Here is a 17,321-nt window from a genome sequence, read left to right as displayed (position 1 = left end):
TGTACTACCCCGTGAAGTCGATCGACGCGTTGAAACCCCAGAGCGTCAGCGTCAGCACCATGTCGATGGCCACGATCGCGACCGACGACGCACGCACCGCGCGGCCGGACGCGATGCCGACACCCTCGGGCCCGCCGGTGGCGAAGAAGCCGTAATAGCTGTGGATGAGGATCACGACGGTCGCGAAGATCGCCACCTTGAGCACCGCGGCGATCACGTCGAATCCGGAAACGAACTGGAAGAAGTAGTGGTCGTAGACACCGGCGGACTGGCCGTGGACCAGTGTGATGAGCCCGCGGCAGGCCAGATACGACAGGATCAGCCCGATCAGGAAGGTCGGCACGATCGAGATGGCGCCGGCGATCACCCGAGTGGTCACCACGAACGGGACCGACCGCAGGCCCAGCGCCTCGATCGCGTCGATCTCCTCCGAGATGCGCATCGAGCCGATCTCGGCGGTCATGCGGCAGCCGGCCTGGGCGGCGAATCCGATGGCGGCCACGATCGGCGCCAGCTCGCGGGTGGTGGCGTAGGCCGAGACGATGCCCGACACGGGACCCATTCCCAGAATGTTGAGCATGGTGAAGGATTCGACGGCCACCGAGGCGCCCATCACCAGGCCGAGCACGATCATCATCGGCACCGTGCCGCCGCCGACGATCACCGACCCGCGCCCCCACGTCATATCGGAGATGATGCGCAGCGTCTCGTCGCGATATCGCCTGAGCGTCAAGGGAATCGACGACAGCACCTGCCAGATGAAGGCCAGGACGAAGCCCAGTCCCTCGACGCGCGCCAGGAGCAGGCCGCGGCGGCGGTAGAAGCGCACGAAGCGGCTGAGCCCCTTGGGCATATAGGTCGAAATCGCCACGTCAGACCAGCCTCGTCGGCAGGAACATCTCGACCACCTGGGTCACGCCGAGATTGACGATGGCGATCGACACCACCGACAGCACCACGGCCGCGTTCACGGCATCGGCCACCCCGCGCGGACCACCCTTGGCCTCCAGTCCGCGCTGACAGGCGATGATCACCACCAGGAATCCGAACAGCACGGCCTTGAGCAGCGAGACCCACACGTCGGCGACGGTGGTGAAGGATCCGAAAGTGGCCCAATAACTTCCGGGCGTCACGTTCTGCCCGCCGACGGCCACCGCATAGCCGGCGACGATGCCGACGAAGATGATGAGGATGTTCAGCAGCGGCGCGACGAGGATCATCGCCACCAGCCGCGGGATCACCAGCCGGTGGATCGGCGAGATGCCCATGGTGTTGAGCGCGTCGATCTCCTCGCGGATGGTGCGGGCGCCCAGATCGGCGGCGATCGCGGCGGCGCCCGCGCCGCCGAGCAGGAAGCCGGTGGCCAGCGGTGCGCCCTGTTTGATCACGCCGAGCCCACCGGTCGCGCCGAGCAGCGAATCCGCGCCCAGGGTGTGGATGAGGTTGCCGACCTGCACCGAGACGATCACGCCGAACGGGATGGCGATCAGGATCGCGGGGATCGCGGTCACGGTCACCAGCCGCCACGCCTGCAGAATCGCTTCACGCCACTGGAATTCGCGCCGGACGATGTCGGTGGTCGTGCCGGTCACCGATTCCCGGGCGATATCCACTGCCCTGCCGAAGGTTCGCAGTGCGGACACGACGGTGTCCGAGAAATTCTTGCGAACGATACGAACAGCGGACGCGCCCGAGGAAGCCCGGGTCACCGGCGCCATGAGCGGCGGGCCGGGTCCGGGCGGTGTGGCTCGAATTTCACAATCGTCTCTCCGTGATCGGCAACACTGCCAACACGAAGCTATCGGTTACAACTAGTTACAGTAAAGCTGATCACGGTGTGAGGGTGACCGCTCCGAGACCGGCTCGAAGGACGGTAAGAAATCCAGCTCACGTGCATGTTTTATTAAGTGAACGAGTGTTCTGAAACCTGTTATCAGCACTGATCTGCTATCGCTATGACCCGCGTCACGTGTGGCCGGCCACAACGATTCGCCGTTACGGACTCGCCGCGAGAAAGACGAATCCGGCCAGCAACACCAGGTGAACACCACCTTGCAACGGAGTGGCGCGACCCGGGACAACTGTGAGCACACCCGCGCCGACGGTCAACGCCAGCAACACCATCTGGGTGGCGCCGAGGCCGAGGGTCAACGGCCCATCGAGCCAGATCGACGCCAGGGCGATCGCCGGAATGGTGAGACCGATGCTGGCCATCGCCGAACCGAGCGCCAGATTCAGACTGACCTGCACCCGATCGCGGCGGGCCGCGCGCACCGCTGCGATCGTTTCGGGCAGCAGCACCAGCAGGGCGATCACCACACCGACCGCCGAGCGCGGCAGTCCCGCGGCGGCGACCCCGCGCTCGATCGAGGGCGAGACCATCTTCGCGAGGCCGACCACGCAGATCAGCGCGAGGACCATCAGCGCGAGCGACAGTGCCGCGGTGCGAGCGGCCGGGCGGACCTCGTGCTCGTCGATCTCGGTCGCCTCGACCGGGAGGAAGTCGTCGCGATGCCGCACGGTCTGCACCATGACGAACAATCCGTAGAGCAGTAGTGACATGCCCGCCGCGAAGGCCAGCTGCGAACCGGAGAATTCCGGTCCCGGCTTACTGGTGGTGAAGGTCGGCAACACCAGGCTCAAGGTCGCCAGGGTCGCGACCGTGGCCAGGGCAGCGCCCGCGCCCTCGGCGTTGAAGACCGCCACGCGCCGGCGCAACGCCTCGACCAGCAGCGACAGGCCGAAGATACCGTTGCAGGTGATCATGACCGCGGCGAAGACGGTGTCGCGGGCGAGCGTCGAGGCATCCTGCCCGCCGGAGACCATCAGGGTGACGATCAGCCCGACCTCGATCACCGTGACCGCGATCGCCAGCACCAGTGAGCCGAACGGCTCCCCGACGCGATGCGCCACCACCTCGGCATGCTGCACCGCCGCCAGGACCGCACCCGCGAGCGCCAGCGCCACGAGTACCGCCGCCGCTCCGGTGGGATGGGTGAACCATGCGATTGCCAGCACCGCGGCGGCCAGGGGTGGAACAACGGTCGTCCAGTGTCGGGTCAACGCATACTTCATGATCACCATTGTCCCGGCAAATCGGACAAATCGACCAAAAGGAGAGATGTGCCTCCATTGGCCCGAACGATGTAACGGGCTACCAGACGCCGGGGACGAGCCGCCTGCTGCGGGCGCGATAGTCCTCGTAGGAACGGCCGAGGGTTTCGACCATCGCCGCCTCTTCCACGTCGATCCGGCGCAGAAACGCCAAGGTGGGCACGACGATCAGGAGCAGCAGCGAGATCCAGTTGCCAGCCGCGACGCCGAAACCCGTGGTGAGCAACAGAACTCCGGTGTAGGAGGGGTGGCGCACCCAGTGGTACGGCCCCCGATCGATGCCGCGACGACAATCATGATGGTGGTACGGGTTCCGCCCCTGGAATTCGATGCCACGGTAGAAACCCATCACTTCGCCCGCCCGCTCCTGCGACCGGCGGCGCGGCGGCTACTTCCACCTCGGTCGGAGAAGGAGAACCGATGAGCATTCTCGGCAAGCTGCTCGCCCATCGCCGCGCCGGTGAATCGGAACTGGCCTGGAATCAGCCGAACCTGCTCGGCGACACCGTTTTTCGACTCACGAGTCCGGACTTCGAACCGGAGGCCACGCTCGACATCCGGCACGCCTCGCACCGGATCGGTGGCGCCGACGAGTCTCCCGCCTTGAGCTGGAGCGGCGCGCCCGACGCCTCGGCGGGCTATCTGCTGGTGGTCGAGGATCCCGACGCTCCGATGCGGAAGCCGTTCGTACACTGCGTCGCGTTGCTCGATCCGTCGGTGCGGAGCCTGTCCCGCAACGCGTTACGCGCCGATACCGACGAAGCGGGTGTACGGATACTGCGGTCCGGATTCGGCCGCGGGTACCTGGGCCCCGCACCGATCAAGGGACACGGACCGCACCGATACGTCTTCGAGTTGTTCGCCCTGGGCGCGCCCCTCACCACCGCCGCGGGGAAACCGCTCGAGAGTGCGAAACCCCGGGAGGTGCTGGCGGCCGCACAGGCGGTGGGCCGGGCGCGGATCGACGGCTTCTACGAACGCCCCTGAGGCTCAGTGGCTCAGGGGCAGATTGCCGCGCAGCGCCTGCCGCAGGACCGTCAGTCGCTGTTCGCGAAAGTCCGTCCGGCCCTGTTCGACAGCGTCCAGCACGTCGAGCGCGGGATCGGCACACGCCCAGAAGCGCAGTTTGTTCTCGGTGACGGGTCCGAGATCCCGTGCGCGACACCGCTGAATCTCGCGCACGAACTCGTGCCCCGCCTCCGGGTACAGGTAGCAGAGGTCGTAGTCGGGGTCACCGATCTCCACATCGCCGAAGTCGATCAGGCCGCTGATCGTGCCGTCACTGATCAACAGATGATCCAGGCTCATATCGGCATGGATGAGCGTCGGTTCGAAGTCGAAGTTGGCGTCGTCGTCGAGATATCGCTGCCACGCACCGGACAGCGCCGCGGCCTCGGCCGCGTCCAGCAACGGAAGCACTTCGGCACGAACGGACTTCAGATCCGCAGCGAAATCACCGCGCATATCCGTGACCTCGACACCGAAGTCCCGGGCGCGGTCCACCGGAAACGAGTGGATCCGTTCGATCAGCTGCGCGATCGTGCGTGCCGTATCGGGGCGCAGCAGCCCCCGCTCGGCCCAGTCCGCTTCGTCGAGCGATTCGCCCGGCACGAGCGGATACACGCAGAACTTCCCCGGCCCCAGCGGATTCGGCGCGGTGAACAGGAATTGCGGAATCGGCACCGGCAGCAGCGGGGCCAATTCCGGAAGCAGCCCGGCCTCGCGGGCGATCCCTTCCGCCCCGTGCGGATCCTGCGGCAGGCGCAACACGTAGGCATCCCGCGCCGAATCCAATTGGAGCGCAACGCTGTCCAAACCCGCACCCAGCAAGCGCAGTGCACCGTCGGCCAACTCCGGCCGGGGTGAGTCCGCGAGAGCGCCGCGTACCCGGGCCTGCCAATCGGAAGGAAGTTCCACGCTCGCGCGCATATCCATGTCCGCATCGTAGAACCGGTGTCCAGCGGTTATCGGCGCCCGGCGATCCGCGCCCGGACGGGCGGGGTGGCGGCCGTCTAAGATCGGCGGCGTGCCGGAATCCGGGAGCTCAGTACCCGCCTCGGTCCAGGTGTGGCGGGCGCTGCAGCGGGTGTACGTCGACCTGCGCCCGGAACTGGATGCCGCGCTGCGCCGGGGCCACGGCATGCCCGCCAGCTGGTACGACATGCTCGTCGAACTCGCGGGCACCACCCGCCTGCGGATGAGCGACCTCGGCGAGACCATGGTGCTCAGCCGCACCCGGGTGAGCCGGCTGGTCACCGAATTGGAGGCGCGCGGCCTGGTCACCCGCGAAACCAATCCCGCGGACGGCCGATCGGCGTATGTCGCCATCACCGCGGCCGGGCGGCAGCGGTTGCACGAGGCCACCCCGCATCACCATGCGGTCGTCGATCAGCATTTCGCCGGTCTGGCCGCCGACGAACTCGGCGCCCTCGCCACCGCCCTGCACAAGGTGCTCGCCGACGACCGGCCTTGACCCGGTCGCGCACAATGGACCGATGTCCACTCTCTCGACGGTGCTCGATCCGCTTCGGCACACCGCCGGCTATGCCCGCTACTTCCTGAACAAGAGCGCGGGCGACCGTGCGGACGCGCAGGCGTTGCGCGAGCTCGAGGCCCGGCCGCTCACGCTGCCGGCCGGTCTGGAGATCGAATGGCTGGGCACCGCCGGATACCGGATGACCTACGAAGGCGTGACGCTGCTCGTCGATCCGTTCCTCACCCGGGTGCCGCTGTCGACGGTGGTACGCCGTCGCACCGCACTTCCCGATCCCGCGTCGATCGACCGCTTCCTGCCGGCCCTCGAAGACGTGGCGGGAATCGTTGTCGGACACGGCCATTGGGATCACGCCTTGGACGCACCCGAGCTCGCGCGCCGCTTCGGCTGCGCGGTCTACGGCTCACGATCGGTGCGCAACCTCATGGAGCTGCACGGGCTCGGTGCGCGCGGTGTGGAGGTGGAACCCTACCGCCGCTACGAACTCGGGCCCTTCACGGTGACCTTCGTACCGAGCGTGCATTCGAAGATCCCCTTCGGCACCCGGATTCCGTCCCCCGGCGACACCAGTTGCGAATCCCTGGCCGCGCTGGCGCCGATGGCCTACGGCTGTGGACAGACCTGGGGTATCCACATCGCGGTGGCCGGTGTCGAGATCTACCACCAGGGCAGCGCCGACCTCGTCGACGAGGCGATCCGGCATCGCGATGTCGACATCTTCCTCGCCGGAGTGGCCGGACGGTCGGTGACACCGGATTACTGGCGCCGAATCCTGACCCGGCTGCGCCCCACCACGGTGGTGCCCATGCACTACGACGATTTCCTCCGGCCGCTCGACGCGCCGATGGGCTTCACCGTCGATATCGCCCTGGCCTCGGTGCCCGACGAGATCGGCGCCGTCAGTCGCGCGATCGACGTGGTCGCCCTGCCGCTGCTCAGTCCTCGCGCACCCGGCGGCCGATGAGCAGATGAGCCGGAATCGGCTGCCGGTCGATCCGCCGGTGTTCGACCGCCAGCCCGGCTCGTTCCAGCGCATCCGATACGTCGTCGACCGGCCGCAACCGGAAACCGTGCGCGGTGAACGGCATCCTCGCCATCGCCGCCGGATCACCGATACCGACCACCACCCGCCCGCCCGGACGCAGCACGCGCGCCAACTCCGCGCCGGCCCGGTCCAGATCATCGACGAAATAGACGGTATTCACCGTGATCACCGCGTCCAGGCTCGCCGAGGCCAGCGGTAGCTCGGTGAGTCCACCCTCGACGATCCGCAGCCGGCCGGTGCCGATGTCACGGGTGAAGCGCGCACGGGCTCGAGCCGACATATCCGGAGAGATCTCCACACCGTGCACGGTCCCGGCATCGCCGACCTCGCGCAGCAGGATCGACAGTCCCACCCCGCCACCGAACCCGATATCGGCCGCGGCCTGCCCCGCACCCACCTCGGCCGCCTCGGCCGCGGCGTCGATGGCGAAGCGATTGGCTCGGTTCAGCATCGGCGCGACCACCTTGCCCAGCACCCCGTGCGGATTGCCCAGCTGCGCGGCGACCGTGGACATTGCGCGCGTGACAAGGGAATTCATGCCACGCATGCTACCGATCCGGAGTGCCCCGCAGCGGCGCGCGGCTCGCCTGCGGCGCGGATCCACCGCCCGGCCCGGCCGGCGGCCTACTCTGCATCCGTGGCCGACTCCGACAATGTGCGCGACACCGGGAGCTGGAAACATCCGCACGAACCACACGGCGGAGGTTTCGCGTCCCGGCTGAACTGGTTGCGCGCCGGGGTGCTCGGCGCCAACGACGGCATCGTGTCGACCGCGGGCCTGGTGGTCGGCGTCGCCTCGGCCACCGCGGCCACCACACCCATCCTCACCGCGGGTGTGGCCGGGCTGGTGGCGGGTGCGCTGTCGATGGCGGTCGGCGAATACGTCTCGGTCAGTACCCAGCGCGACAGCGAACGTGCCCTGCTGTCGCAGGAGAAGCGGGAGCTCGCCGAAGATCCCGATTACGAGCTCGCCGAGTTGACCCAGATCTATCGGCACAAGGGACTCACGGAGGCGACCGCGCGGCAGGTCGCTCGGGAGTTGACCGCGCACGATGCCTTCGCCGCCCACGCCGAGGCGGAATTGGGCCTGGACCCGAACGAACTGACCAACCCGTGGCAGGCCGCGCTCTCCTCCGCGGTGTCGTTCACCTGCGGCGCCCTGCTGCCACTGCTCGCGATTCTGCTGCCGCCGCCGACCTGGCGCATCCCGGTGACCTTCGCCGCGGTGCTGCTGGCACTGGCCGCGACCGGGTCGCTGAGCGCGCGCCTGGGTGGCAGCAATCGGCGCCGGGCCGTCCTTCGCGTGGTGATCGGTGGCGCGCTGGCCATGGCGGTGACCTACGGTATCGGCCAGATCCCCGGGGTTTCCAGCGGCTAGCCGCGGATTCGGTTGTCGCGCACGATGATTCCCGCGGCACGCGCGAAGGCGGGAGCCATCTCCATCAGCTGGGGTGTGGTGATGATCGCGCCCTTCAGTGTTCCGATATCGGCGACGAGATCGAGCGCGGCCGCGTCCCGCAGGTCCACATCCTTCAAGGTTGCCCCGTGGAGGGCGACGCCTTCGAGCCGCGATCCGGGAAAATCGACCTTCCGCAGTGTGGCGGCGGAGAAGTCGGTATCGCGGAAGACGCATTCGGCGAAGGTGACGTTCTGCAGTGTGGCCGCACGGAAGTTCACCGATTCGAATTTGCAACCCTCGAATCGGATGCGGCGCAACTGCGCGTCGACGGCGACCACCCCGGACCACGCGGAGTCGACGAATTCGGCATCCAGCCAACGAGTTTCGCAGGCGTCGATCCCGATCCACCGCACCCCGCGCAGCCAGACATCGTCGAATCGGCAGTGATTCAGACTGCCACCGCCGAGCACCACACCGGTCAGCGCCGACTCACTGAACCAGGAGCCGCCGGCCGACACCTCGTCGACGGCGGTGGCGTCGAGGTGGACCCGCTCGTACTCGGTATCGGGCGCGAGCGGTTCCAGCAGCGGCGTCAGACTCCGGGCATAGGGCAGATCGGCGAGGTCGCGAGGCATTCCTGCACCCTAGACATGCACACCGACAGGTCCACACCGGCTCAGTTCACGAATTCGTGGTCGGTGCGCACCCTCCCGTCCGGATCGAAGGTCAGCACCTCGAGTCCGGAGCCGGCGACGGTGCCGTCCGCACGCGAACGCATCACCCAGGTCAGCACCACCGCCGCCCCGGCATGCCGAACCGGCTCACCCTCGGCCTCGAAGAAGTGCTCACCATCGGCGACGAACATTTCGTACGCCCGGGTGACGCGGGCGAACATCGCGTCGTAGCCGCGAACCTCGACCGCCGGGGCGGGCACCCCGTACTGACGGGCGGTGTCGCGAATGCCCTCGGGCGGGTTGACCAGGATCTGATAGCCGTCTTCTGCCCAGACCTCGCGGATCAGCTCGCGGCGCCGGTCGGCATCGGGCTCGTTCCACTGGCCGATCCAGTGGTCGAGCAGATTCTTCAGTTCGATATCGGTCGGTTCGTAGCTCATGCCGCCGAGTCTGTCCGCCGGCGCGCACTCGCGCGATTCCCCGCAGGGTATGGCGGAGCGCCGCACAGCAGCCGACGATGATCCCATGACGACAGTCGCGCAACCGGGCCCCTTCGCGCAGGAACTGCGACGCTGGCGAGGGCTGCGGCGGTGGAGCCAACTCGATCTGGCCATCCGCGCCGACACCACCCAGCGCCACCTCAGCTATCTCGAACAGGGGCGTTCCCGGCCGGGTCGCGCCATCGTGCTGCGGCTGGCCGAATCGCTGGAACTGTCGCTGCGCGAACGCAATGCCCTGCTGGCGACGGCCGGCTACACCCCCGCCTACGACGAATCCGGCGTCGACGCACCGCAATTGGCTCCGGTACGCGAGGCGCTGCGCACGATCCTGTCCGGGCATATGCCCTATCCGGCGCTGATCGCCGACCGCTACGGGAGCCTGATCGAGGCGAACGCCGCCTTCGACGTCTTCACCGACGGCTGTGCGCCCGAACTGCTCACCGCGCCGATCAATGTGCGCCGCTTGGCATTACATCCGGACGGCCTCGCGCCGCGGGTGGTCAACTTCGCCGAATGGGGCCGGCACGTCACCGAATCCATGCGGGCACGCAACCGCACGTCACCGGACCCGCGCGCTGAGGAACTGGTCGCCGAACTCGAGAGCTATCTCCCGGAGACCGACCCCGGACCCGGCTACCTCGGCTTCGCGGTGCCGCTGCGACTGCGCAGCGAGGCCGGTGAATTGCGATTGATCACCACGCTCACCTCGTTCGCCACCGCCACCGACGTCTCGCTGGCGGAACTGCACCTCGAGGCCTTCCTGCCCGCCGACGAGTCCACCGCCGAGGTGCTCCGGCAGCGCGCCGGGTGAACTGTCGCCGACGATCGGCGGGCTTCGAAACTACTGCACCGGTTCGAAATCCACGCGGCCGTCTTCGGTCACCGCGTAGATGCCCGAGGCCAGATCCAGCGCGACCACCGTCCGCGCCGCGGCCTCGGCGATGTGAATGCGCGGCGGATCGGGCCGGTCCGTGTTCTCGGGATAGTAGGTGCCGGGACCGTAGAACTGGCCGTAGCGCAGGACGACGCCGCGGACGCCGAGCACCGCGTCCTCCAGGAACTCTTTGGCGGCCTGTCCCTCTCCGGTCATCTCCCACGCGACGCTCTGGGCGAGAAAACGTTTCGCGCCGGCCGCCTGTGCCGCGGCGAGCAGGTTGGCGGTGCCCTCGCGACGCATCCGCGAATTCGCCGCCCGGCCGGCGGGCAGATCGGCGGGATCGTCGGGCAGGTCGGTGAGCTGATGCATCACCAGATCGGGCGCGAAATCGCGCACCGCCTGTTCCAGCGCCGCCGCGTCGTAGACATCGCAGACGACGGGCCGGGCGCCGAAACCGGTCAGCATCGATGCCTTCGACTCCGAGCGTGTGAGCCCGGCGACCTCGAATCCGGCCGAGACCAGCAGGGGTGTCAGTCTGGCGCCCAGTACTCCGGTCGCGCCCGCCACAAAGATCCGCACGACGAATCACGATAACCGCCCGGCGCCGGTCGGCCGGTTCGACACTCTTGACCGACCCGGGCCGTTAACCTACTGTCTACGTACACAAATAGTAGATGTGGTGACGCCGAGCGCGTCATCACCCTCGAACGTCACGCCGTCTCGCGCGGGGCGCGAGCGACGGGGTAACCCTCATCGGCCCCGGTCGCCGTCGCCCACCGGCAGCCCGCCCCTCGGCGGTCGCGCGCGTCGCTCGTGACGATCCACCCCCGGGACGGCGCCGGCACGCCATCTCCCGGGGGTGCTCGTCGTGCGTCTTCATCACGCCACGGAGACTCTTGCCCAGCCATACTCGTAGACGTATATTCGTAGACGAGTAAGGAGGTGCGGGTGATGCCCAAGAAGCGAAAAGTCGCCAATCTGCTGGCCCTGGCGGTCCTGGCGACGCTGATCGAACGTCCCATGCACCGCTACGAGATCGCGGCCCAGATGCGCGAACGCGGCAAGGACCGCGATATGGACATCAAATGGGGGTCGCTCTACACGGTCGTGCAGAATCTCGAGAAGCACGGATTCGTCGAGGTCATCGGCAGCGAGCGCGACGGCGCCCGCCCCGAGCGGACGATCTACCGGCTCACCGACGCCGGCCGCGCCGAGGCCGAGGACTGGATCCGCGAACTGATCTCGACCCCCGAACCCGAACCCCATCGGTTCGTGGCCGGCCTGTCGGTGGTGGCCCTGCTGCCGCCGGACGAGGTGATCCCGCTGCTCGACGAACGCGCCCGGCTGCTCGCCGCGGAGATCGCCGTGCGGCGCCGCGAAATCGAGGAGCAGACACAGTTTCTGCCCCGGCTCTTCCTGGTCGAGGCCGAATTCGGCGTGGCGATGCTCGAGGCCGAGGCGGCGTGGGTCGCCGGAATGCGCACCGAACTCGCCTCCGGCACCTTCCCCGATATCGATTTCTGGCGGCGCGCCCACTCGGAGCAGATTCCGCCCGCCGAGATCGCCGCGATGGTGGAGGGAGGGACGTTCCGACAGCCGACCGACGACTGAAATCCCCAGGACGACAACCACGATACGAACCGGGCCCGGCGAAGTGCGGCAACACCGCGCCGAGCCCGATCCACCTACCTCTCGAACCGCATTCACGCAGGCGAACCCAGCCCGAGTATGGCAACTTCAGGATAACTGGGCAGCGCGTGCGCGGATCGGATCGGGTTCATCCACTCGAGGAGAACTCCCATGTCCGCAGTCACATCCGCCCTCGTCATCGGAGGCGGCGTCGCCGGCCCCGTCGCCGCCACCGCCCTGCGCGCGGCCGGGATCGAGGCCACCGTCTACGAGGCCTATCCGGGACCGGCCTACAACATCGGCAGCGCCCTGGGCTTCGCACCCAACGGCCTGGCCGCCCTGGACGTCATCGGTGCCGGCGATGCCGTGCGCGCGGTCGCACTGCCGATCCGTCACATGGTGATGTCGTTGGGCCACAAGGACATCGAGCTGCCCACCACAGCCGGCCTGGAACCGCTGCACGCGATCGATCGCAGCGATCTGCACCAGGTCCTGCACGATCATGCCGTCGACGCCGGTGTGGCCGTCGAATATTCCAAGCGCCTGGTCGGCGTCGAGGAACATCGCGACGGTGTGACCGCTCGCTTCGCCGACGGCTCCACCGCCACCGCCGATATCATCGTCGGCGCCGACGGCATCAAATCGCGCGTGCGCACGCTCATCGATCCGAACGCCCCGGGGGCCGACTACACCGGCATGCTCGGATTCGGCGCCTACACCGAATGCTCGGCTCCGGTTCCCCCGGAGACCATGGTGTTCGCCTACGGCCGCAACGCCTACTACCTGTACTGGTCCATGCCCGACGGCCGGATCGCCTGGGGCGCGAATCTGCCCCAGAAGCACTATCTTTCGCTGACCGAGGCTCGGGAGGTTCCGGCCGAACAGTGGTTGCGGACACTGCGGGAGGTCTACGCCGAGGACACCCCCGGCGCCCACCTGGTGCGCAACACCCCGCCGGAAGAGCTGGTCGTCACCGGCGGCCTGCACATCATGCCGCCGGTGCCGCACTGGTATCGCGACCGTATGGTCCTGGTCGGCGACGCGGTGCACGCGCCGTCCAACAGCACCGGCCAGGGAGCGTCACTGGCCATCGAGAGTGCGGTGCAGCTCGCCCGGTGCCTGCGCGATTTCGATTCACCGGCAACGGCTTTCGCCGCCTACGAACGAATCCGCCGTCCGCGGGTGGAGAAGGTCGCGGCCCGCGGAGCCAAGATCAACCAGTCGAAGACCGTCGGCCCGGTGATGCGCCGGATGATGCCGCTGGTCATGCCGCTGGCGACCAAACTCTTCAAGATGGAGGAGGTCATGGCCCGCGAGCAGAGCTACACCATCGACTGGGACGCACCGGTCGACGAGCGCGCCGAACTCGCTGCGGCATGATCGTAACGCCCTGTGGTGCAGGGTAATTCGGTGCGGCGCTGCGGCCGGCGGTGATCACACCGTCAGCCGCAGCGCCTCCGGTCGTTCCACTTCCTCCAGAAGTTTCGCCGCGATATTGTCCAGCGCCCGGTCGAAGAGTGCGCGATCGTCCGGATCGGCGCAATCCCAATCATCGAGATAGCGGCACAGCCACTTGCGCCAGGCGGCGAGAATGCGGTCGTATTCCGCCTGGCCGCTCGCGGTCAATTCCATTCGGTCGCCGTCCACGTCGATGTAGCCGGATCGAATGGCCTTGTCGTACACCGGTTCCAGCACTTCCGGCGGCATCCAGTGCGCCCGGGCCACCGCCGCCAGATCTGCCGATCCGCGGGCGCGCTGCAACATCTTCACCTGCCCGATGGCCCAGGCCTGATCCCGGCCGAGCGGACTGTCGGCGGCCGCCAGGATCCGCGGATCGGGCAGTTCGTCGTCGCGCAGCCTGCGCAGCACGTTCGCCAGCGAATGTTCCAGGCGGACAGTGCGATCCGGGGAATCGGGCACCGAGAAACCGCCACCCACGTCGGCCGCCTCCGCGCGGACGCTGTCGCGCAGCGGTACCTGTTTCAGGAACCACGCCACGACGAAGCCGACCACGGCCACCGGCACCACCCAGCGGAAGACGTAGTCGATGGTGTCGGCATAGGCGTCGATGATCGGGATCGCCTGCGCGTACGGAAGCTGGTGCAGCAGTTGCGGACTCTGCGCCACCGCGGGCGGCACCCCCGGCACCTCGGTGAGGGCCTGACGCAGATTCGGTTCCAGCTGATTGCTGTAGAGCGTGCCGAAGATCGCGGTGCCGAAGGTCGACCCGACGGTCCGGAAGAAGGTCACACCCGAGGTGGCGGTGCCCAGGTCCTGATACGGGACGGTGTTCTGCACGACGATCGTGAGCACCTGCATCGCCAGGCCGATGCCCAGACCCAGGATCAGCATGTACAGCGATTGCAGCCAGAAGCCCGTGGTCCGGCCCATGGTCGACATCAGATACAACCCCACCGCCATGACCGCGGTGCCCGCGACCGGGAAGTATTTGTAGTAGCCGGTCCGGCCGACCACCTGCCCGGAGATGATCGAGGTGGTGAACAGGCCGACCACCAGCGGCAGCGTGCGCAGTCCGGAAGCGGTGGCCGAGACGCCGTTGACGTACTGCAGATAGGCCGGCAGATAGGTCATCGCCCCGAGCATGGCGAAGCCCACGATGAAGCTGAGGATCGAGCAGACGGTGAAGACGTTGCTGCGAAACAGATGCATCGGCAGCATCGGCTCGGCCGCGCGAGTCTCGACGAAGACGAACGCGGCCAGCAGTACCACCGCGGCCGCGAACAGTCCGAGGATGGTCGCCGAACCCCACGGATATTCCTGGCCGCCCCATTCCAGTCCGAGAATCAGACAGCTGACACCGATCGCCACCAGTGCGATACCGGCGTAGTCGACCACCGGCCGCACCGCCGCGCGGATCGACGGAATCGCCCGCGCCGCAACGGCGATCATCAGAATCGCCAGCGGCACGTTCACGTAGAAGCACCACCGCCAGCTGGCATGGTCGGTGAACAGCCCGCCCAGCGTCGGGCCGACCACGGTGGTGATACCGAAGACCGCGCCCAGCGCACCCTGGTATTTGCCTCGGTCGCGTAGCGGGATCACATCGGCGATCAGCGCCATCGAGGTCACCATCAACCCGCCCGCGCCGACGCCCTGGATACCGCGCGCGACGATCAGCAGCGTCATGCCGTGGGCGAGCCCCGCCACCATCGACCCGATGATGAAGATCAGGCCACTGAGCTGGAAGATCAGTTTGCGGCCGAACAGGTCGCCGAATTTTCCGGCCAGCGCGGTGGCGACCGCCTCGGCCAGTAGATATGCCGTCACCACCCAGGCCATATGCCCGGCGCCGCCCAGGTCGGCGACGATGGTGGGCAACGCGGTCGACACGATGGTCTGATCCAGCGCGGCCATCAACATCCCCAGCACCACGGTGATGAAGACGACATTGGCGCGGGTATGACTCACGGGTGCGGGCGATTCGGCGACTGCGGCAACACCGGACATTAGCTCAGTATGTGCCCTGAGTCCGATTCGGTCGGCGCAACACGGCAATACGCCAGCTCGCTCGCCGACACCGCAAATCTCCGGCACTCAAATCGGGCGTGCCGAAACCACGATCGATACCCTGAGGACACTGTGACAGAACCCTACCGCCGGAACTTACTCTGAAGTAAGGTCGTGCGGTGAGGATGCGACGAGGCTCCTTTCCCCAACGGTAAAAAGTGAGGTCTCACCATGGCGTGGAATCCCAGCGAGATCCCGGCGCAGCACGGACGCACGTTCGTGATCACCGGGGCCAACGGCGGTATCGGCAAGCACACCACCCGGGCGCTGGCGGCCAAGGGGGCGACCGTGATCATGGCCTGCCGCAATACCTCGACCGCCCAGCAGGTCGCCGACGGCATCGACGGAGACGTCCGGGTATCCGCGCTGGATCTGGCCGACCTCGCATCGATTCGCGAATTCGCCGAGCGCACCGGGGAATTCGATGTGCTGATCAACAACGCGGGACTGATGAACATCCCCTTCTCGCGTACCGCGGACGGATTCGAAACCCAGTGGGGGGTCAACCATCTCGGGCACTTCGCGCTGACCGGACTGCTGCTGGACCGCATCGGCGACCGTGTGATCAGCCTCGCCAGCATCGCGCACCGGCAGACCCCGAAGCTGTGGATCGACGACCTCAACTACGAGAACCGCCGCTACCAGCGCAACCTCGCCTACGCCCAGTCGAAGCTGTCGAATCTGATGTTCGCCCGGGAACTGCAGCGACGCCTGGCCGAATCGGGATCGGCCATCCGGTCCTACGCCGTACACCCCGGCGTCTCGCCCACCGATCTGTTCACCCGCACCGAGACCCCGCTCGACAAGGTCGCCAAGCCCTTCATCGCCCTGGCCGGGCACTCGCCACGCAAGGCCGCCGAGTCGAGCCTCTTCGCGGCCACCGTGCCGGACGCCGATCCGAACACCTACTGGGGGCCCACGCTGCTGTTCGGTTCCCGCGGCCCGGTCCGGCCGTCACCGTCGAGTTCGCTGTCGAAGAACACCGATCTGCAGCGGCGGCTGTGGGAGGAATCCGAACGGCTGACCGGCGTCACCTATAAATTCTGACCAGCGGTGATCGGCGGGCACCTCACACTACGGGCCGTGTAGTAGACCGGGTACCGTGGTAGGCGTGTCCGCACCACATCGTCGCCCGGCCCTGATCATCTTGGTGGTCGTGGCCGCGCTGGCCTGCCTGGGGCTGGGCTGGTGGCAGTGGGGACGGTTCGAATCCTCGTCCGGAACCGCGCAGAACCTCGGCTACGCGCTGCAATGGCCGCTGTTCGCCGGATTCGTGGTCTTCGCCTACTTCCGGTTCGTGCGGCTCGAGCGCGATACCGCCGCCCAGCACACCGAGGCGCCGGAGACCGCCGAGCCATCGCGCCCGGCCGACTCCGCGGCCCCGGCCCGGCGACGGGTCGAACGGGCTGCCCCGCGCGAGATCCCGGCCGGGATTCTGCCCGAACGGCCGACGGCCCCCCGCGACGACGATCCGGTGCTGGCTGAATACAACAAATATCTTGCCGATCTGCACGCACAGGATGTGCGCGAGCGGATGCACGCCGTGGGGCTCGACGGCCCCGACACCGAGAGGAGAGCCGGTTGAGCGCCGACCACCCCACCACCCCGGCCGCCACCACCACACCGGCACCGGCCGCCACGCCGGCCCCCGCGGCCCGCGACACCGCCCGCATCCGCTCGGCGCTGACCCGCTACCGCGTGCTCGCCTACATCACCGGTGTCTGGCTGCTGCTGTTGTGCGCGGAGATGGTGTACAAGTACCTGCTGCTCGACGACAGCAGCAAGGCGCCGCACTGGCTGTTCTACGTCGGCCAGATCCACGGCATCTTCTACATGCTGTACCTGGTGTTCACCATCGACCTGGGCATCAAGACGCGCTGGAAGCCGCTCACGCTGGTGATCACCGCCCTGGCCGGCACCATCCCGTTCCTGTCCTTCGTCTGCGAGCACTACCGCACCCGGCAGGTCCGAGCCGAATTCTTGAGCTGAGACTCAGCCGCTGAGCCGCCTCTCCGAGTCTTCAGGCCGGACTCAGGTGCGGGAAAACTCGCGTTGGCGGCC

20 protein-coding genes are annotated in these 17,321 nt (G+C 67.6%); 10 read left to right on the top strand and 10 right to left on the bottom strand.

Translation table 11 applies throughout. From position 1 onward, the window contains the following. Positions 1–4: 4 nt before the first annotated feature. The 4 genes from ON23_RS06085 to ON23_RS06070 form a co-directional block, all read right to left on the bottom strand. The gene (locus tag ON23_RS06085) at positions 5–871 is read right to left on the bottom strand and encodes an ABC transporter permease (protein ID WP_039776858.1); all 867 of its coding nucleotides are present in this window, start codon (positions 869–871) and stop codon (positions 5–7) included. Between the two features lies 1 nt (position 872). Beyond that, on the bottom strand, positions 873–1,718 hold the full coding sequence (locus ON23_RS06080; protein ID WP_039776857.1) for an ABC transporter permease: 846 nt from the start codon (positions 1,716–1,718) through the stop codon (positions 873–875). A gap of 277 nt (positions 1,719–1,995) precedes the next feature. Beyond that, positions 1,996–3,084, bottom strand: coding sequence for a calcium:cation antiporter (locus tag ON23_RS06075; RefSeq protein ID WP_039776856.1), 1,089 nt, complete (start codon positions 3,082–3,084; stop codon positions 1,996–1,998). 70 nt (positions 3,085–3,154) lie between these two features. Further along, complete coding sequence (locus tag ON23_RS06070; RefSeq protein WP_051042089.1) at positions 3,155–3,463, bottom strand: methyltransferase family protein; 309 nt, start codon at positions 3,461–3,463, stop codon at positions 3,155–3,157. A 71-nt stretch (positions 3,464–3,534) separates the two neighbouring features. On the opposite strand from ON23_RS06070, the gene ON23_RS06065 reads away from it, so the two are divergent. Then, positions 3,535–4,101, top strand: coding sequence for a YbhB/YbcL family Raf kinase inhibitor-like protein (locus tag ON23_RS06065; protein WP_039776855.1), 567 nt, complete (start codon positions 3,535–3,537; stop codon positions 4,099–4,101). Between the two features lie 3 nt (positions 4,102–4,104). Here ON23_RS06065 and ON23_RS06060 read toward each other — a convergent pair whose 3' ends face one another. Continuing rightward, entirely contained in the window at positions 4,105–5,049 is a 945-nt protein-coding gene (locus ON23_RS06060) for a phosphotransferase (protein WP_039776854.1), read from the bottom strand. A 91-nt stretch (positions 5,050–5,140) separates the two neighbouring features. On the opposite strand from ON23_RS06060, the gene ON23_RS06055 reads away from it, so the two are divergent. Beyond that, on the top strand, positions 5,141–5,587 hold the full coding sequence (locus tag ON23_RS06055) for a MarR family winged helix-turn-helix transcriptional regulator (protein ID WP_063821226.1): 447 nt from the start codon (positions 5,141–5,143) through the stop codon (positions 5,585–5,587). Positions 5,588–5,609: 22 nt separating this feature from the next. Next, complete coding sequence (locus tag ON23_RS06050; RefSeq protein ID WP_244969802.1) at positions 5,610–6,572, top strand: MBL fold metallo-hydrolase; 963 nt, start codon at positions 5,610–5,612, stop codon at positions 6,570–6,572. On the opposite strand, the gene ON23_RS06045 is transcribed toward ON23_RS06050, so the two are convergent. Next, positions 6,544–7,191 (bottom strand): class I SAM-dependent methyltransferase, encoded by a 648-nt coding sequence (locus ON23_RS06045; RefSeq protein ID WP_039776852.1) that lies wholly within the window; start codon positions 7,189–7,191, stop codon positions 6,544–6,546. The two genes, ON23_RS06050 and ON23_RS06045, sit on opposite strands and share 29 nt — an antisense overlap. Before the next feature lie 99 nt (positions 7,192–7,290). Between ON23_RS06045 and ON23_RS06040 the strand changes: the two genes are divergently transcribed. Continuing rightward, positions 7,291–8,031 carry a VIT1/CCC1 transporter family protein gene (locus ON23_RS06040; protein WP_051042087.1) on the top strand — a complete coding sequence of 247 codons (741 nt, stop codon included), beginning with the start codon at positions 7,291–7,293 and terminating at the stop codon, positions 8,029–8,031. Here ON23_RS06040 and ON23_RS06035 read toward each other — a convergent pair. Next, a complete protein-coding gene (locus tag ON23_RS06035) occupies positions 8,028–8,687 on the bottom strand; it encodes a pentapeptide repeat-containing protein (protein ID WP_039776851.1) in 660 nt (219 codons plus the stop codon). The two genes, ON23_RS06040 and ON23_RS06035, sit on opposite strands and share 4 nt — an antisense overlap. A 41-nt stretch (positions 8,688–8,728) precedes the next feature. Next, positions 8,729–9,166 (bottom strand): hypothetical protein, encoded by a 438-nt coding sequence (locus ON23_RS06030; protein WP_039776850.1) that lies wholly within the window; start codon positions 9,164–9,166, stop codon positions 8,729–8,731. A gap of 85 nt (positions 9,167–9,251) precedes the next feature. On the opposite strand from ON23_RS06030, the gene ON23_RS06025 reads away from it, so the two are divergent. Beyond that, complete coding sequence (locus ON23_RS06025; RefSeq protein ID WP_039776886.1) at positions 9,252–10,037, top strand: helix-turn-helix domain-containing protein; 786 nt, start codon at positions 9,252–9,254, stop codon at positions 10,035–10,037. A 30-nt stretch (positions 10,038–10,067) separates the two neighbouring features. Here the strand turns inward: ON23_RS06025 and ON23_RS06020 are convergent, their stop codons facing one another. Beyond that, positions 10,068–10,682, bottom strand: coding sequence for an NAD-dependent epimerase/dehydratase family protein (locus tag ON23_RS06020; RefSeq protein ID WP_039776849.1), 615 nt, complete (start codon positions 10,680–10,682; stop codon positions 10,068–10,070). Between the two features lie 372 nt (positions 10,683–11,054). On the opposite strand from ON23_RS06020, the gene ON23_RS06015 reads away from it, so the two are divergent. Both ON23_RS06015 and ON23_RS06010 read left to right on the top strand, forming a co-directional pair. Then, a complete protein-coding gene (locus ON23_RS06015) occupies positions 11,055–11,714 on the top strand; it encodes a PadR family transcriptional regulator (RefSeq protein ID WP_039776885.1) in 660 nt (219 codons plus the stop codon). A gap of 189 nt (positions 11,715–11,903) precedes the next feature. Next, positions 11,904–13,112, top strand: coding sequence for an FAD-dependent oxidoreductase (locus ON23_RS06010; protein ID WP_039776848.1), 1,209 nt, complete (start codon positions 11,904–11,906; stop codon positions 13,110–13,112). Between the two features lie 54 nt (positions 13,113–13,166). Here the strand turns inward: ON23_RS06010 and ON23_RS06005 are convergent, their stop codons facing one another. Further along, positions 13,167–15,200, bottom strand: coding sequence for an MDR family MFS transporter (locus tag ON23_RS06005; protein ID WP_039776847.1), 2,034 nt, complete (start codon positions 15,198–15,200; stop codon positions 13,167–13,169). A gap of 231 nt (positions 15,201–15,431) precedes the next feature. Between ON23_RS06005 and ON23_RS06000 the strand changes: the two genes are divergently transcribed. From ON23_RS06000 to ON23_RS05990, 3 genes are all read left to right on the top strand, one after another. Continuing rightward, positions 15,432–16,307: an oxidoreductase gene (locus ON23_RS06000; protein WP_039776846.1), complete on the top strand. Its 876-nt coding sequence runs from the start codon at positions 15,432–15,434 to the stop codon at positions 16,305–16,307. Positions 16,308–16,371: 64 nt separating this feature from the next. Beyond that, positions 16,372–16,845: a glucitol operon activator gene (locus tag ON23_RS05995; RefSeq protein ID WP_039776845.1), complete on the top strand. Its 474-nt coding sequence runs from the start codon at positions 16,372–16,374 to the stop codon at positions 16,843–16,845. Beyond that, positions 16,842–17,249 carry a DUF3817 domain-containing protein gene (locus ON23_RS05990; protein WP_039776844.1) on the top strand — a complete coding sequence of 136 codons (408 nt, stop codon included), beginning with the start codon at positions 16,842–16,844 and terminating at the stop codon, positions 17,247–17,249. The genes ON23_RS05995 and ON23_RS05990 overlap by 4 nt, the downstream gene beginning before the upstream one ends. Positions 17,250–17,321 lie beyond the last annotated feature (72 nt).

This window comes from Nocardia cerradoensis NBRC 101014 (genome assembly GCF_000308535.1).
Taxonomy (GTDB): domain Bacteria; phylum Actinomycetota; class Actinomycetes; order Mycobacteriales; family Mycobacteriaceae; genus Nocardia; species Nocardia cerradoensis.
The sequence above is the reverse complement of the archived record's forward strand: the minus strand, read 5'-3'. Positions and strand labels throughout refer to the sequence as shown.

Bases quoted from the DNA above. Each gene is read 5' to 3' on its own strand.
- ON23_RS06080 (WP_039776857.1), bottom strand. From the start codon at position 1,718: ATGGCGCCGGTGACCCGGGCTTCCTCGGGCGCGTCCGCTGTTCGTATC.
- ON23_RS06075 (WP_039776856.1), bottom strand. From the start codon at position 3,084: ATGGTGATCATGAAGTATGCGTTGACCCGACACTGGACGACCGTTGTT.
- ON23_RS06070 (WP_051042089.1), bottom strand. From the start codon at position 3,463: ATGGGTTTCTACCGTGGCATCGAATTCCAGGGGCGGAACCCGTACCAC.
- ON23_RS06065 (WP_039776855.1), top strand. From the start codon at position 3,535: ATGAGCATTCTCGGCAAGCTGCTCGCCCATCGCCGCGCCGGTGAATCG.
- ON23_RS06060 (WP_039776854.1), bottom strand. From the start codon at position 5,049: ATGGATATGCGCGCGAGCGTGGAACTTCCTTCCGATTGGCAGGCCCGG.
- ON23_RS06050 (WP_244969802.1), top strand. From the start codon at position 5,610: ATGTCCACTCTCTCGACGGTGCTCGATCCGCTTCGGCACACCGCCGGC.
- ON23_RS06045 (WP_039776852.1), bottom strand. From the start codon at position 7,191: ATGAATTCCCTTGTCACGCGCGCAATGTCCACGGTCGCCGCGCAGCTG.
- ON23_RS06035 (WP_039776851.1), bottom strand. From the start codon at position 8,687: ATGCCTCGCGACCTCGCCGATCTGCCCTATGCCCGGAGTCTGACGCCG.
- ON23_RS06030 (WP_039776850.1), bottom strand. From the start codon at position 9,166: ATGAGCTACGAACCGACCGATATCGAACTGAAGAATCTGCTCGACCAC.
- ON23_RS06025 (WP_039776886.1), top strand. From the start codon at position 9,252: ATGACGACAGTCGCGCAACCGGGCCCCTTCGCGCAGGAACTGCGACGC.
- ON23_RS06015 (WP_039776885.1), top strand. From the start codon at position 11,055: ATGCCCAAGAAGCGAAAAGTCGCCAATCTGCTGGCCCTGGCGGTCCTG.
- ON23_RS06010 (WP_039776848.1), top strand. From the start codon at position 11,904: ATGTCCGCAGTCACATCCGCCCTCGTCATCGGAGGCGGCGTCGCCGGC.
- ON23_RS06005 (WP_039776847.1), bottom strand. From the start codon at position 15,200: ATGTCCGGTGTTGCCGCAGTCGCCGAATCGCCCGCACCCGTGAGTCAT.
- ON23_RS06000 (WP_039776846.1), top strand. From the start codon at position 15,432: ATGGCGTGGAATCCCAGCGAGATCCCGGCGCAGCACGGACGCACGTTC.